12 protein-coding genes and 1 pseudogene are annotated in these 15,127 nt (G+C 42.3%); 4 read left to right on the forward strand and 9 right to left on the reverse strand.

The genetic code is table 11. The features are described 5' to 3' along the window. The 3 genes from E6Q52_RS09450 to E6Q52_RS09460 all read right to left on the reverse strand — a co-directional run. On the reverse strand, positions 1 to 682 hold a 682-nt coding region (locus E6Q52_RS09450; RefSeq protein WP_292821399.1), incomplete at its 3' end, for an efflux RND transporter periplasmic adaptor subunit. A gap of 9 nt (positions 683 to 691) precedes the next feature. Continuing rightward, positions 692 to 1,969, reverse strand: coding sequence for a TolC family protein (locus E6Q52_RS09455; RefSeq protein WP_231587212.1), 1,278 nt, complete (start codon positions 1,967 to 1,969; stop codon positions 692 to 694). A gap of 66 nt (positions 1,970 to 2,035) precedes the next feature. Next, positions 2,036 to 2,401, reverse strand: coding sequence for a hypothetical protein (locus E6Q52_RS09460; RefSeq protein WP_019880947.1), 366 nt, complete (start codon positions 2,399 to 2,401; stop codon positions 2,036 to 2,038). A gap of 291 nt (positions 2,402 to 2,692) precedes the next feature. On the opposite strand from E6Q52_RS09460, the gene E6Q52_RS09465 reads away from it, so the two are divergent. Then, positions 2,693 to 4,384 carry a phosphoethanolamine transferase gene (locus tag E6Q52_RS09465; protein WP_231587213.1) on the forward strand — a complete coding sequence of 564 codons (1,692 nt, stop codon included), beginning with the start codon at positions 2,693 to 2,695 and terminating at the stop codon, positions 4,382 to 4,384. 11 nt (positions 4,385 to 4,395) lie between these two features. Here E6Q52_RS09465 and E6Q52_RS09470 read toward each other — a convergent pair whose 3' ends face one another. From E6Q52_RS09470 to E6Q52_RS09495, 6 genes and pseudogenes are all read right to left on the reverse strand, one after another. Next, positions 4,396 to 5,817, reverse strand: a complete 1,422-nt coding sequence (locus tag E6Q52_RS09470) for a site-specific integrase (protein WP_019880950.1) — start codon at positions 5,815 to 5,817, stop codon at positions 4,396 to 4,398. 12 nt (positions 5,818 to 5,829) lie between these two features. Next, positions 5,830 to 6,357, reverse strand: coding sequence for a hypothetical protein (locus tag E6Q52_RS09475; protein ID WP_019880951.1), 528 nt, complete (start codon positions 6,355 to 6,357; stop codon positions 5,830 to 5,832). Beyond that, a complete protein-coding gene (locus E6Q52_RS09480) occupies positions 6,350 to 8,482 on the reverse strand; it encodes a hypothetical protein (protein WP_019880952.1) in 2,133 nt (710 codons plus the stop codon). Before E6Q52_RS09480 ends, E6Q52_RS09475 begins: the two co-directional genes overlap by 8 nt. After that, positions 8,472 to 10,775, reverse strand: a complete 2,304-nt coding sequence (locus E6Q52_RS09485) for a hypothetical protein (protein ID WP_019880953.1) — start codon at positions 10,773 to 10,775, stop codon at positions 8,472 to 8,474. Before E6Q52_RS09485 ends, E6Q52_RS09480 begins: the two co-directional genes overlap by 11 nt. Positions 10,776 to 10,869: 94 nt before the next feature. Continuing rightward, a pseudogene (locus tag E6Q52_RS09490) lies at positions 10,870 to 11,784 on the reverse strand (YifB family Mg chelatase-like AAA ATPase); the annotation flags it as partial. 45 nt (positions 11,785 to 11,829) lie between these two features. Next, positions 11,830 to 12,078, reverse strand: a complete 249-nt coding sequence (locus E6Q52_RS09495) for an accessory factor UbiK family protein (protein WP_292821405.1) — start codon at positions 12,076 to 12,078, stop codon at positions 11,830 to 11,832. Positions 12,079 to 12,334: 256 nt separating this feature from the next. Between E6Q52_RS09495 and E6Q52_RS09500 the strand changes: the two genes are divergently transcribed. From E6Q52_RS09500 to E6Q52_RS09510, 3 genes are read left to right on the forward strand one after another with little or no spacing between them, the layout of a single operon-like run. Then, positions 12,335 to 13,276 carry a TorF family putative porin gene (locus E6Q52_RS09500; protein WP_292821406.1) on the forward strand — a complete coding sequence of 314 codons (942 nt, stop codon included), beginning with the start codon at positions 12,335 to 12,337 and terminating at the stop codon, positions 13,274 to 13,276. Positions 13,277 to 13,336: 60 nt separating this feature from the next. Further along, a complete protein-coding gene (gene glnK, locus E6Q52_RS09505) occupies positions 13,337 to 13,675 on the forward strand; it encodes a P-II family nitrogen regulator (protein ID WP_018986930.1) in 339 nt (112 codons plus the stop codon). 15 nt (positions 13,676 to 13,690) lie between these two features. Beyond that, positions 13,691 to 15,088 carry an ammonium transporter gene (locus tag E6Q52_RS09510; protein WP_292821408.1) on the forward strand — a complete coding sequence of 466 codons (1,398 nt, stop codon included), beginning with the start codon at positions 13,691 to 13,693 and terminating at the stop codon, positions 15,086 to 15,088. Positions 15,089 to 15,127: the final 39 nt, after the last annotated feature.

A 15,127-nucleotide genomic window follows, 5' to 3' on the forward strand; every position in this document is an offset into this window, starting at 1 on the left:
CTGCTGGATTGGCTAATTCACCAATCACTGCATTTTTCTCTATCACGATGCCGTTGAATGGTGCTTTCAATAGGTAGGTAGAACCACTCTGCTGATCCAGACCGCCATACATTCTTAATCTTTCAGAATCTGCATAGAGCGCTGATTTAGCACGCTCCAATGCAGACTGAGATTCAATGAATTGCTTTTGTGGCACAACCTTGTCTTCATACAGCTTGGATATGCGATCAAAGTTCGCCTGAGCTAGCGCAAGATCGGTCTTAGAGCTTCTAAATTGCGCACGAGCCTCTCCCATCGGAACACTGTCAATCTCAGCTAGGATTTGACCTGTTTTTACATGATCTCCAAGATTGGCGATCACTTTGGACAGCTTCCCTTCAATACGAGGCGTGACATGAGCCAGTTTATTTTGATTGGCCAAAATGTTCGCTGTAAAACTGAGCTGATCCTGTATTGGTTGCTTGGTTACCTTAGCGACGGTGACACCACTTTGCTGTATCTCGGCAGGACTTAATTTAATTAAATCCTCATCAGCTTTTGTCTCCGCTGGGGTACTTGAGGTTTCTGTTTTCGGCTCTTGAGACTGGTTGTTCTCAGAACTGCACCCGCTTAAAAGCATGAGGAAAATGATGACTGAAAATGCCAGTGCAATCACGTATAAATTTCTGAAGAACTTTAGCATTTTAGTTTCCTAGTTTTGATCAGTTGCAGCTATAGGGGATAGCCAGCCAGAGATATATTCCAATTCGATCTGCACGAGGCGCAGTTCTTTCTGAGCATCAATGATGTCTCGCTGCGCATCCACAACCTGCCTTTGCACAATCAATAACTGAGGTAAGCCGATTTCTCCGTTTTCAAAGGCTTTCTTGGAAAGTATCAGGTTTTCTTCCAACCTCGGATATACCTCGCTATCTAACCGTCTTACACGGTCTTTGATATTTTCACGACGTAACCATGCGGCCTCTATAGTCGCTTTTGCATTGCGAGTACCAGAGGTGCGGTTGATTTCTGATTGAGTAAGCTCAGCGGCCGCACGACCTACACCCGCAGCATTTCGGCGGAAGATAGGCAACGGCAAAGAAACACCGATGGAGGAGATATTGTCGCTACCAGCCAAGCTGGCTTCGGTGGTATTGATCAGACTCACCGTTAAATCTGGATAGCGCATGCTTTTTTGCAGCTCCAAGCGTGAGCGTGCAGAAGCTTCTTTACTGGTTAGTGCCTGAATGCCTGGGCGGGAGTCTAATTTGTTGAAAAGATCCTGCAATGTATATTGCGTCTGATTTGGAGTTAATTGCCCCGTGACCTCTGGAAAGTCGTTGGCATTGAGTTGTAGTGTGGCAGCTAGTTGGGTTCTGGCACGCAGTAGTTGTTCATTTAAAGAGATCAGCTGATTTCTTGCGCGTTCAGCATCAACGATGGCTAGATTACCATCAAGCAAACTATCTTCGCCGGCACTTACCCGCTTGCGAGACAGGGAGGTGTTTTGCTCTATGAGCTTGAGAATGCGCTTTTCAACTTCGATACGCTTTTGTACTGCGAGCACAGTAATAAACTGCTCTTCCAACTGTGCATGCAGGACACGGTACTCTTCAGCAATGTCCTGGCTAATTGCCGTTTTGCTTTCCTCAGCTGCTTGCCTACGGAAGCCTTGCTGTCCGGCAATCTCAAAGGTTTGAGAAACGCCTATGCCATATTCACCTCGATATGGGTCTGATGCGCCAGTTTGAGCAATACGACGTGTTCTCGCCTCAAGGTTGACTGTTGGGTTGTAATAAAGTGGCCCTGATGCATCCTGGAATTCGCCAGCCGGAATACTTTGGTTAGCGATCAAGCGTTTCAGATCAGGGTTATTCTGGGCAGCAATATTCCAAGCTGCATCCAATGTTAATGGTTCAGCTTGTATAGCTGGAGCTATGAAGAAAGCTATTGAAAGTAATAGCCATCTTCTAATAGATGATTCAAACACGGCAAGACCTCTCTCGTTAGATCAATGATCAAGATGCTGAACGAGTCAGCATCTTAGACAAATTGACTAAATGAGTGCAGGAGGTCTGTAGAGACTTTTTAGGACAGGGTTGGTGAACTGATCTTTAGGCTCAGTTTTGAAAATCGTCGAGCCCAATTGGGAAAGTGTACTAACTACTTCATTGGTCTCAATAGCCGTGATATGTGCAGAGATATGGCAAGCATGATCACAAAACTGCTCCGGCATCGGGACAGTTTGATTATCTGAGACCGAAGTGATTTGTGACTTATTAATCAAATGGACATCTTGCATAACCGCTTGAGACGCTACAGCATCATCAAATAAAACTTCAGGCGAAAAGGCCCACGCCGATGAACTCATCACTGAGATCAGCGCAAGAAATACCATGAATTTTTTAAAAATTTGATACATGCCTTTTTAAATCTAACAATAACTTATTGATGAGTCAATGAGTTTAGTGTAACTAAATGTACAAAAGTCTGAATCCCCGAAGCATACTTTTGAATCTGCCTCTTAATTTCTGTGGACTATCAATAAAACCAATCATTCATGGGTGCATTTTTTGCAGGAAATTTAAGATATCACTCTGCAAAAAATGCATGGCTATCAGGATGAGTTTTAATTAAATATATAAAATTCAATCGGTTACGAACTGGCATCTGAATTGCTTATCAAGAATGATAATCATTAGAAGATATGACGATGCTTTCAAGTACTTTCAAAACAGGGATTGCAAAATACTTTTCTGTACCGGAAACACAAACCAAGTGGATATTGGCAATTTCGTTATTCATTATGGTGACGGGCAACCTTTCCCTTTGCCAAAACTTGCTGAAAACATATCCAGTAAGTTTCCATAACCTACCTTTCCTGGCCTCTCTAATAACTTTCTTTTTTGCGACGATCGCTATCGTCTTTCAGATTCTTTGCATTGGCAGAACAACAGCAAAATGGATATTAGCCATATTGCTGATTGTTGCCTCTATCAACGCGTATTTTATGGATAGTTTTGGTGTGGTCATCGATCACACTATGATGGATAACGTAGCGCAAACTGACTTTAAGGAAATGCAAGGATTAATAAGCATTGAACTCTTGCTTAGGCTAGTTCTATTAGGCTGCATACCAGCCTACTTGGTCATCAAATTCTTTCCCAAAGGGTTGGCCTTCAAACAAGAAGTCAAAGGTCGACTCAAAGCGATTTCTGTTCTTGTGTTAACTGCCATCGTAGTCGTGGCACCATTCACTGCAGGTTATGCTTCGTTCATTAGAGAGCATAAGATTGTAAGGTTTTACGCAAACCCCACTTACTCCATTTACTCCGCTTACAATTACCTGAATCAAGAGGCAAAAGTTTACGAAGCACGTAATACAGTGCTCAAAACGATTGCTGGGGATGCAGTAAAAACCTCAACTACGGGCAATAAACGTAAGTTGATGATTATGGTGGTTGGTGAAACAGCTCGCTTTGACAGATTCTCACTCAACGGTTATCAGCGAATTACCAATCCCAACCTTGCAAACGCCAATGTGATTAGTTTCGATAACGTGTCCTCTTGCGGTACGTCCACAAGTGTTTCTGTGCCATGTATGTTTTCTTCTCTGGGTAAGAAAAATTACGATAAACAGGCAGCATTAAAGCAGGAGAATGCCATTGATGTGCTTGCCAGGAATGGCGTCGATGTATTGTGGAGGGATAATAACTCCGACTCCAAAGGCGTTGCCTTAAGAGTTAAATATCAAAACTTCCAGTCCACAACATTGAACCCAGTCTGCGATCCAGAGTGCAGGGACATCGGCATGCTGGATGGCCTTGATAAACATATTCAATCTAAGAATGATAAAGACATTTTGATCGTGCTGCATCAAATGGGAAACCATGGCCCTGAGTACTTCAGAAGATACCCCGCTGCCTTTGAGAAATTTAGCCCGGTTTGTAAATCCAAAGAGCTAAAAGATTGCACCAAACAGGAAATAGACAATTCTTACGACAATGCAATTCTCTATACAGATTACTTTTTGTCAGAGGTCATCAAGTTTTTAAAACCCTATGAAGAAAATTATGATGTTGGGATGATGTATATCGCGGACCATGGTGAGTCGCTCGGAGAATACGGGATGTATCTGCATGCAGCACCGGTGATGATTGCACCCAAAGAGCAAACTAAAATTCCACTGATAGTTTGGACTGGCAACTCATCTGCCTTTCCAGAAAACCACTTAAGGCAACATAAAAGTGCCGTGCTTAGCCATGATGATGTCTTCTGCTCATTGTTAGTAGCGTATGATTTCCGCTCCAGTATGTGCACGCCATACATGGAGGCTGCCAGACATCTACATAACTCATTAGACCATGATGCAGTTGCGACTGATAATAAGGGAGTCTCAAGCTAAGTGATTTTTGATTATGTAGCTTCAGTGATGTGGCAAGTATTTAGGTCATCTTCAAAAGCATCCAAATATTTTTGTATCTGTACCAATATTTCAGTTGGTGATGCTCCAGAATTAAGCTCTCCTGAGAGTTGTTTTAAAGTGTTCTGAAATGACTTAACAATTCTTTTGGTATTGACTACATTCAATGTATTTTTGAAGTTTGTAACTTCTTCAAATGCGAGATTTATGTAAACATCGAGTGAAGCAAGATTTGAATGGCCGGTAAATTGTTGAACAATTTGTTTAATAGATTCAACTTCAAGTAGAGCGCGTCTAAAGCTATTAGGGTTATCAAACTCATGTTGTTCAATTAACGCCACAAATAATTTGGTAATAAATCTATGGCGAAACATATGAGGGCAACATTTTTCTACTATACCAGCTGCTTTTGAAAGTATTGAGATTTCCTGAGTTATGGTGTTTGAACGGAGTTGCTTTCCCGTTCTTTCACTGATTAACACATATCCATCATCTTCTTTGAATCCACAAGTTGCACGTATAACACTGCGCCTATTTTTTTCTATGAACTCAAGTAAAAATTTCGCATCATGACTAGCAATTGGAATCATTCTATGCGCTACAGTGCCGCTTCCTTTTTTTATAGTAATTAGATTCAGTAGTGGTTTAGGCATGCTTGCAGCGATACGAACACTTTCACAAGTTAAGTCAGCAACCTCTGAACGGCGACCGCCAGTGATTTCTAAAAGCTTCAACATGAGGTAGCGTCTCTTCCGTAAGAATATGGATGAGCTTGTTGGAAGTATCACCTTTCTAATTTTATCAATAGCTTCTGTTCCAATAGGTAGCCGCTTTTTTTGAGGGTCTGGAGTAGGAAATGCGCGATGAGTCCAATATTTCCTTGTTGGCTTTCCTTTTCCGGTGAAATGATTAGAGCTGACTTGTTTAATATAAAACTCTTTTTCCTCGGCTTTAATTTGACCATTGCGACCGATGAAGTTCTCAAGTTGATAAAGCCTTCCTACACATGCTAAAAACTCGAGACAATTACGGCCGATAGCGATTACCGAATTTGAGTCTCGTGCAAATAATTCTGGCTGACGCTTTCTTTTTTCAGCTTGTAGCATTTTGATAAATTGGCAGAAGTGATTATCTGTCAGGTTTATCAATGAAATTCTGTTGTAAAAAGCATATCTTAAAAGATGACTTATATTGGTAGCGTAAGTGAGCAGGGTCCCGCCGCGATTTCTTCTAGAGAGCCCTTTATTGTAAAGTTCTAATATATAAACGTTAGCCTCAAGACACCACGTCCCGTTAGGCCAAGATATCATTGGAATATTTGTTGCATCTTGGGGGATAACTCGATGTTGCTGATCAACATATAAGGGAAGCTGAAATTTATTGTCTGTGCTGTTATAAAGCTTAGATTTAATCATTTTTCATCTTCATCACATTTTTAAGTGCGGAATGTTTCTGAGCGTTAACATGTCTAAAAGCTCTCTTTGCTCTTTTTTGCACAGGGCTTGAGTAGGTGAGTCAGATCGGCTGGCATAAACAGCCCCTTGCCGTAATGATTTTTCAAATGCTAAAGTTAAAAGTAAGAGATCATGTCTAATGGATTGCATTTCTTTTTCTAATTGTTGATTGACAAGTAGAAGTCCGGCTTTGGTTTCCTTATTAGGTTTTTTATTTGTATGTAAGCTTGATTCGAGAGCTAACAGTGCATTGATTCTTGACTTGTTTAGTCCCTCGTAGCCGCCATTTATAATTGAGTCTGCAATTCTTTTTTGAGTATTAATTGATAGGCTAAAGATTCCTTTAGATGTATTTGAGAATTTTGCTAAGGCTCCTTGAGATTTTAAGGCTGTGTTTAGTTGCTGATCATGAATATACGTTTCTGGATGATTGATAACCTCCCGTAACAGGCTTGATAGTGCCAACAAGGATTGATTACTTTTTTCAATACGTTTATCCATTGAATTTCTCCAGGGGGCTTTCTTTAACTTTTATTGCAATGCGGAAAGATTGTCCATCTGGTGTCATGAAGAATATTGGTTCAATTTCAATACGACCTGCTAGTAAAAGTTCTTCTATGTATTCTTGCAATTCATCACTATCGAGAACAGAAAACTCTCTGGTGCCAAAATGTTTTTCTATAATGTCTGCTAATGCTTTACTTTCCATTGGATCTGTCCTGATGATTTCACTGCCGAATTGGGCTTTTGATGCACGAAGAACATATCCAGGTGTAGATTCAGTTATGTAATGATAAAGATGCTCAATGTCTGTATGGCCCAGAAACCAGCGTAGTGTCTCCATCCCACCAAAAGAATTTCCCCAGAAAAATAACATTGCAAAGAAGCGACGTAATTGATGCTGTCGCATGTAATAACGTTCACCTTTATCGTTCAATCCAGTTTCAAAGTAATCACAAAACAAATCTAAATTTGAGTTGTATTTCTTAGTGTCAGCTGGTCCCGGAGCGCCTGTATGCATATTTGGATATGAAAAAAGCTCTACCTGGCGATTGCTGGCTCCTATATCCTTAAGGCGCTTGTGGAAGTATTCTAGTAAATCAATCATCTTCACTGCTACAGGAGGGATTGGTCTAGCTTCCTTTTCTCTAATTTCACCTATACCAGACTTTCCATTATCAAAAATTAGATTTCTTTTTTCTAAATCAACTGACCTTCCAGCAATTAATCCAAGTAATTCAGCTTGTCGACGAGCAACTAAAGTCCCTATACTGAATTGAATTGCCCCAAATAGAACTCTGAGAACTTCAAATAGTCCTTCATTATTTCGTAATCGTTGAAAATACTCAGCCGAAGTCAGTCGCGCGCTATGCCCATGCCTTGATTCAAATGGACTAATTAGCGTTCTGAGGTTCCAAGTGCTGACACCCATTGCCTGAATTTTGGGATCTAATAGGGGGCGTATATCATTGTTAATTGAGTATGTGAAGCAACTTACACCCTCTTTTCTTGCAGCTTCAATTACAGCAATTGCACTGTCAAATATTTGCTTACCATTGGACAGGGTAAATTCAATGGCTTGTCTTAAAGACTTAAGAACAATTTCATTTGGCACAGTTTTGAAACGACCTGCTTCTTTCAAGCTGAATTTATCATGACTGAAGGCTGGGTCGGTTGCATTGAGTGCAAGAATTGGAGCTGGTAAGCCAATTTCTTTGAGTTGACCAAGTGATCTAATAGCTGAGCGATATGCTGACCACTCCTTGACGCTCATGGTCTCTTCCAAAGTTGTAGTGACTGATGCTCTGGGGTATTCCTTCACATAACTATTAATTTGATCGAAAAGTAATTCAGGTGCTTGAGGCTTAGATGTAAATGCACGAATTGAGTTTGGATAGATTATTTCAAATAATTTTTCATAATCAGGTGAGAATCGATAACTCTCAAGGCGCTTTTTGGTTCGATAATCAGACTTGTAATAACCTTTACTCCATAGTATTGCTCTTGCATAAATAATCTCTTGCTTATCGAGTTGAAGCATACAGTCTTGCTCATCAGGTATATCAAGTGCTAGCTCAGAATTGTTTTCAATGAGTGCATTCAATTCAATAATGTTCGCTTCTGAAATTTCTCGTTTCAAAAACTCGGTGAGTTTGATTGGTAACTGATAAATGCTCGTTGATGTTTCATTTGAAGATGCTAGTTGCGCGAGTAAATTGAAGATATCATTTTCAGTTACATTCATTAGCCCGTATTGGGACAATTTGAATTGACCAGCATTTAATAAAAAATAATCGATTAACGAAAATACCCTTCTACATGAGTTATAAGCAGAGCTAATTGATATTAATTTCCCACCGGTTATGTCCGAATGACTCTGAATGCAAATCCAACATTTAAATAAATCTAGTAGCAGTCTATTCGTCTCATCTGTCAACAAACTACCGTTTTCAAGTTTTAATCTAAAATCAAGCGTACAGAATTCTGACTTACCAAAATCAAGAATCCAAACTTCAGCATCAAATGAGACAGTAAGAAATGGACAATGACGATACTCCTGAAAGCGGTCGCCATTGATAGACTCCAGAAAACTAAGCTCTTCTGGCCACAATTTATTACTTTGCATAGATTATCTTTTCCATCCAGCCTGGATTAGAGTTTTGCTTTGCATAATCAAGATATAGCTTCAAGTCTGGTCTTTGCGTGATTAAAGTTTCGATATGATTAATTAGGTAATAAGCTATTTCCGACCAATATTTAGCTTTTGCATTGACAGTACTTTTGGCTTGGTCAACTGCTTGCATTAAGCTAAATAACACTGTCAAAATTTCTGAATTGACTCCAAATACTATTTCTTTAAAGATGCTCTGCTCAGTAAAGTTGTTGCTGTTCTGGATAGCTGGGTTTGTAGGTTGTTTCAAAGCATGTGTTTTCAAGAATTCATCGACTTCATCAATTGTTTCGAAACCACTTGCTTCAAGCATAAGGTCACTATCTTTCATTGCATGAATTACTATTGCTGCCTGAAATATACGAATCCATCGTTCTTGGAAAAAATCTAGAATTGGCCTTGGAAGATACCGGCTGATGAGCCTTATGTCTAACTGGGTGTGTCCCAGAGCTTTAGACATTTCACTGAGACTTCTAGTCTCAAGATATACCAGAACACCACAACTGGCTCTTAAAGCCGGGAGGCTGAACCTAAGAGCATATTTAAGGCGCTTCTCATAGTCTAGAGAGGATGTATTTGCTAAAGATTCCGCAAATGATTCAAATCTCAGTGAAGTATCGCTTGCTAACCTTTTAATTCTTGCTGGGTAACTAAAGCCACGTTTACATGTTAATAATAGGTATCGCCAATTATCATCATTATTCTTTTTTAGGTGGTTCCGTAAGCTGGTAGTTAAGTCAATCATTTGCTGAACAATAAATGTTGTTTTTAGATTTAAATGAATGATTTGTTCAGCAAGTAAAGGCCCTTTGCGACTTTTGTAGCTAATCAAGTTATAGCCGTTATCAGACTTCACAAATCCAACCAATTTTCCATTTTTGTCAAAGAGTTGCAGCTTCTCTAAGAAGGACGGTGTTATTTGTGGGTGATTAGCAATCAAGATAATGCAAAAAGGTAAAAGTGCCCCTGTGATAGGTAAGCCTAATTCGTATGCAGTTTGAGGTAACGGGTTCGGAAGAAAAAGATGCGCGTTATTTTTTTTATCTACAATATGTCCATGATGGAAATATGTAGATGCTGCATTTTTTAAATGATCAGGATTAAAACGATCAATTAACCATGAGTTTTTATTTGTTTTATCACTCTGACCAATCTTAACTACTTTTCCTAAGGTGCTATTTTCTAATCTTAATGTGTATCTTACCCATATTTCATTTATAGCCCATTCGGCCCATGTTATGGCAATATCTAAATCAGCTTTTATATTATGAAAGAGAAGGTGCATAGCTTCTTCATCAGTTGCATGCAAAGGAATGTCAGTTAATAGCTTTTGACTGACAAGATACCCTTCATCAGCAATTTTTATATTTTTGCTCGATTTTGGACCTTTTTTAAAAGGGATTGAAGGGATCGCTCCATAAGGTTCCGCAAATAAATCTGAGCGCAATAAATATGTATTTAGGAACGGAAGAATTGAACCGTTCCAGCGAGTAATCAATGTGTTGACCTTGACTCCGCTTGCATACCCCTCCTCAAAATAAAATGTTAGAAATCTTCTTAGAAAAGGACCCATAAAATGGGGGTCTTGGAAGTTCCTCTCATTTAGAGGTTCCTTAGTCTGACGTATAAAATTAACAAAAGACTTGAGGCCATGAATTCTATCGGCTCCACTGGCGCTGTAATATAGCGTGCAAATGTCGTACAGTTTCTGTGTGAAATCTCGCCCAAATTTTTCGTAAATGCCGTACAAGGGTGCCCAGTACTCTGCACTTTCTTTATTTGAACATTTCCAAGCATTCCATAGCCAAACTTTTTCTTCATTTAATTCAAGCTTTTCAAATTTTTCAACACAACTGATTGCATCTAAGGAAGGTTTGGTCAGGTGAAATTTCAAACTAGGAAAGGGGTATGAATCGAATAGTTTTTGGGATTGCTCACAAAGCCTGGATAGAATACATAGATATGTATAAGTTGTTTGATTAGTTATTTCGAATATTTTTTTCGAGTATAAAGCCCCAGCATATAGGCAGATTATTTCCCCAAAGGCCGGGCTTTGCAGAATCGAATCATTTAATTTTCGATTAGTTATTTGCAAAAAGCATTCAAGCGTACGTAAAACTGGCTTAGCTTTTGCCTTGTAAGCAACGCCCAATTCCACATTGTGGTGGGCCTCCTCTAATTTATGCAGGACATGTAGATTGATTGCCAAAAAGGGAAAATCTATGTTTGCTCTTGCGATATTGATCATTGTCAATTACTTTCACGTTGGAGGTGTCCATATATACTATTGATGTATATAAATAAAAGTCATATTGACAATATTATAAGAAAAGCTAAACGTTAAGCTCGTCTAAAAAGAGCACGCCATGATGCGCGAGGCTGATTTCGCCGGGCCGAGGCACGCTGCCACCGCCCACTAATGCCACGGCGGATGCGGTATGGTGTGGTGCCCGAAAGGGCCGTTTCTTCCAGTTGCTGGCAGGAAACTGCCCGTTGAGCGACAAAATCGCCGCACTCTCGAGCGCCTCTTGCGTTGTCAATGCGGGCAAAATACCGACAAACCGCTGCGCTAGCATGCTTTTTCCGGTGCCGGGCGGGCCGCTCATCAACAAGCTGTGCTGGCCAGCGGCCGCGATTTCCAGAGCGCGTTTGGCGCGTAACTGGCCTTTGACCTCCTGATAGTCTGGCAGCAAAGCGTTGACTTGCGGAATCACCAACGGATGTTGCGGTAAGCGTTGTTTGTCAGACAAATGTGCGCAGACCTCCAGCAGGCTGTTTGCTGCAAAAATAGTGCAGCCTTCGACCAGGCTGGCCTCGTGTGCACTCTCTTGGGGCAAAATAGCTGCTCTGGTGCTGGCTTTGTCTTGAAGGAGCTGATAAGTCATCGCCAATGCGCCACGGATCGGCCGCAGGGCGCCTGTGAGCGCCAGCTCTCCGGCAATGACGTAGTTTGCAAGCGTCTGCTTGGGCAGTTGGCCTGAGGCAGCCAGAATGCCGAGCGCAATCGGCAGGTCGTAGCGGCCGCCTTCTTTGGGTAAGTCTGCCGGCGCCAGGTTGACCGTAATCCGGCGGGCAGGAAACTCAAACTGTGCGGTTTGTATGGCCGCACGCACGCGGTCCTTGCTCTCTTTGACTTCTGTTTCAGGCAGGCCAACGATGGTAAAACTCGGCAGACCATTTGCCAAATGTACTTCTACCACCACTTCTGGCGCGTCCATACCGCTTAATGCACGACTGTATAGCACTGCCAGACTCATTTCGCACCCCTAAACGTTGGAATGCTAACAATTGTAAATTAATTTTTACTTTTTGGTGGTTTGCGCTTGTTCCAGCTGGCTGATTTTTTCTTCCAGGGTTTTTAATTGTTGCTGGGTGCGCGCCAATAATGCCGACTGGATATCAAATTCTTCCCGCGAAACAAGTTCCATTTTGGTGAGCGCGCCCTGAAACAGTGCATGCAAATTGGTTTCTAGCTCTGAAATGGGGCTTGAATCCACTAATTGTTTGATTTTTATAGATAATTCTTTGATTTTTTCATTGGTAAATAGCATGGTGAGCGCTCCTTTGCACATAATTTTAGCATGATTGGCAGTCTTGAAAATATAATTACTGCAATGTATAAAACATGTTTTTAATAAAAAACAGTTTATTGCGTTATTTTTATTATAAATTAGATTAAATTAATAATTTAAATAATTGATTTTATTTGTTTATATTGGTTGGCACGTGCCTTGCTTTGAGGTCAATGTTGTTTCATCTCGTTTACAACAATTCGATCAAAGATTTTCACAGAGAGAGGACTCATAAATGCGTCAATCTATTTTGCTCACAGCAGTGTTAAGTACATTATCATTTGCTCAAGTTTCATACGCAGCGGAAGAAGCCAAAGAAGAAGCTTCTGACTGGACAGCGACCGCTAACATCGCTGTTGTATCTGATTACTACTTCCGCGGTATTTCACAGTCATGGCACAAACCAACTGCGCAAGGCGGTATGGATATTACTCACTCAAGCGGCTTTTACGCGGGTGTTTGGGGTTCTGGTGTTACACCTAACACCTATCCTGATGCTAACACCGAAATCGACGTCTATGCTGGCTACAACGGTACTATTCCAGTTGTAGAGAAACTCGGCTACACCGTCGGTATTTATGGCTATATGTATCCGGGCGGTTCTTGGAAAAAATACCGGGCGTCTAATGCTGCAAACCCTAATGATGTATTAACACCACGCGGTGGTCGCTGGGATACCTATGAATTAAACGCAGGTATTTCTTATGACTGGATCAGTGCCAAAGTGTCATACACTTTGACTGACTGGTTCGGTGCGGACAAAACGACCGGTTGGGATGGCAGTACTAAGGGCTCCACTTACTTTGAGTTGAACGCGGCTTATCCTTTGCCATGGTGGGACTTGACCTTGATTGGCCACGTGGGTCGATTGAATGTTGCAGGTAAATTAGATCCAACATTTACACCTGATGGCGTGAATTTTCCTAGTACATCAATCTCAGGTGCAACTAACCCAGACTACACAGACTGGAAAATTGGCCTGAGCAAAGCCTTCAAAATTGGTAAGACTGAAGGTTGGAACGCCGGTGTATACTGGGTTGAGTCCGATAACTCACGTTACTGGGGTGATTCTGGCTACGGCGGCACAAGCTTTAACGGTAAAGGCACCAGCACTACTGCACAAAGCAAAAACCTGAATGAAGGTCGTTTGATTTTGACGGTTGGCCGTACATTCTAATAAAGCAAGTTTAGATCTGGCGAGCATCGTGCTCGCCAGAATTAACAACGGGAGAAGCAAATGAAATTTGTATCCGCAATAATCAAGCCATTTAAGCTTGATGAAGTGCGTGAGGCTTTGTCCAACATTGGCGTACAAGGCATCACAGTCACTGAGGTCAAAGGGTTTGGCCGTCAAAAAGGTCACACCGAGTTATATCGTGGTGCAGAATACGTGGTAGATTTTTTGCCTAAAGTCAAGCTCGAGGTCGCGATCAAGGACGACATGCTTGATCAGGTCGTGGATGCGATCGAAAAAGCGGCAGCAACTGGCAAGATCGGTGATGGCAAAGTATTTGTCTTCGATTTGGAACAAGTTTATCGCATACGTACCGGTGAAACCGGTCCGGATGCGCTATAAGAAAGGGCTTCAGCTATGAAGAAAATTCTTTCGATGTTATCACTGGTTGCGTTGATTGGTTTGGCAGCAACCCCGGTGAGTTATGCTGAAGAGACTGTGACAGAAACAATCACAGTTGAGGAAACTGTTACCGCTGAGGCAGCGCCAGCGGCCGAAGCGCCTGCTGCAGAAGCCGCACCGGCAGCAGCAGCGGCTACACCGACCTTGGACGTGGGCAATACCGCATTTATGATTGTGGCCACTGTGCTGGTGATTTTAATGACGATTCCGGGTTTGGCCTTGTTCTACGGCGGCTTGGTGCGTCAGAAAAACATGCTTTCGGTGTTGATGCAGGTCTTTGTGGTGTTTTCGCTGGTGTCTGTGCTGTGGGCGGCTTATGGCTACAGTTTGGCGTTTAGTGAGGGCAATGCCATCATCGGTGGTTTGAGCAAGGCATTCTTGTCTGGGATTACAACAGATAGTTTGTCGGGCACGATTCCTGAGTATGTCTTCCTGACTTTCCAGATGATTTTTGCTGCCTTGACGCCGGGCTTGATCGTCGGTGGGTTTGCTGAGCGTATGAAATTCTCTGCAGTGTTGTTGTTTACTGCCTTGTGGGTGACATTTGCTTACATCCCAATTGCACACATGGTGTGGGGTGGTGGCTACTTGGCCGAGTTGGGTGCTAAAGACTTTGCTGGTGGTACGGTGGTGCACATCAACGCTGGTGTGGCTGCGCTGATTGGTGCCTTGATGCTGGGCAAACGTATCGGCTACGGAAAAGAAGCTATGCCTCCACACAGCCTGGTCATGACCATGATTGGTGCCTCACTACTGTGGGTGGGTTGGTTCGGCTTTAACGTAGGCAGCGAACTGGCTGCGGATGCCGTTGCCGGTATGGTGCTGGTGAATACACAACTGGCAACAGCGGCTGCTGTCATGGGCTGGATTTTGGCTGAGTGGTTGTTCAGAGGCAAACCAAGCATGTTGGGTGCGGCATCTGGTGCGGTTGCAGGTTTGGTTGCCATTACGCCTGCTTGCGGTTTCGTCGGTCCGATGGGTTCTATCATCCTGGGCTTCACCGCCAGCTTTATCAGCTTGTGGGGCGTGACCAAGTTGAAAGGCGCACTGGGTTATGATGACTCGCTGGATGTATTCGGTGTACATGGCCTGGCAGGTATCTGGGGTGCGGTCGCTACAGGTGTACTGATGGCTCCTGGCTTAGGCGGTGTTGGTTATGCCGAAGGCGTGACCATGGGTGGTCAAGTGACAACGCAGATTATTGCTGTGGTCGTGACTTTGATCTGGACCGGTATTGTTAGCGTGATTCTTTACAAAGTGGTGGATGCGGTGGTTGGTTTGCGCGTCAGTGAAGAATATGAACGCGAAGGCCTGGACACCACAGAACATGGTGAGCGTGCTTATAGCCTCTAGTCCAAGGATGTTGTTTGGATGTTCGGAAAAACGGCTCTT

Source organism: Methylophilus sp. (assembly GCF_008015755.1).
Taxonomy (GTDB): domain Bacteria; phylum Pseudomonadota; class Gammaproteobacteria; order Burkholderiales; family Methylophilaceae; genus Methylophilus.

Excerpts from the sequence above, each read along its gene's own strand:
- E6Q52_RS09460 (WP_019880947.1), bottom strand. The coding sequence starts at position 2,401 with ATGTATCAAATTTTTAAAAAATTCATGGTATTTCTTGCGCTGATCTCA.
- E6Q52_RS09465 (WP_231587213.1), top strand. The coding sequence starts at position 2,693 with ATGCTTTCAAGTACTTTCAAAACAGGGATTGCAAAATACTTTTCTGTA.
- E6Q52_RS09470 (WP_019880950.1), bottom strand. The coding sequence starts at position 5,817 with ATGATTAAATCTAAGCTTTATAACAGCACAGACAATAAATTTCAGCTT.
- E6Q52_RS09475 (WP_019880951.1), bottom strand. The coding sequence starts at position 6,357 with ATGGATAAACGTATTGAAAAAAGTAATCAATCCTTGTTGGCACTATCA.
- E6Q52_RS09480 (WP_019880952.1), bottom strand. The coding sequence starts at position 8,482 with ATGCAAAGTAATAAATTGTGGCCAGAAGAGCTTAGTTTTCTGGAGTCT.
- E6Q52_RS09485 (WP_019880953.1), bottom strand. The coding sequence starts at position 10,775 with ATGATCAATATCGCAAGAGCAAACATAGATTTTCCCTTTTTGGCAATC.
- E6Q52_RS09495 (WP_292821405.1), bottom strand. The coding sequence starts at position 12,078 with ATGCTATTTACCAATGAAAAAATCAAAGAATTATCTATAAAAATCAAA.
- E6Q52_RS09500 (WP_292821406.1), top strand. The coding sequence starts at position 12,335 with ATGCGTCAATCTATTTTGCTCACAGCAGTGTTAAGTACATTATCATTT.
- glnK (WP_018986930.1), top strand. The coding sequence starts at position 13,337 with ATGAAATTTGTATCCGCAATAATCAAGCCATTTAAGCTTGATGAAGTG.
- E6Q52_RS09510 (WP_292821408.1), top strand. The coding sequence starts at position 13,691 with ATGAAGAAAATTCTTTCGATGTTATCACTGGTTGCGTTGATTGGTTTG.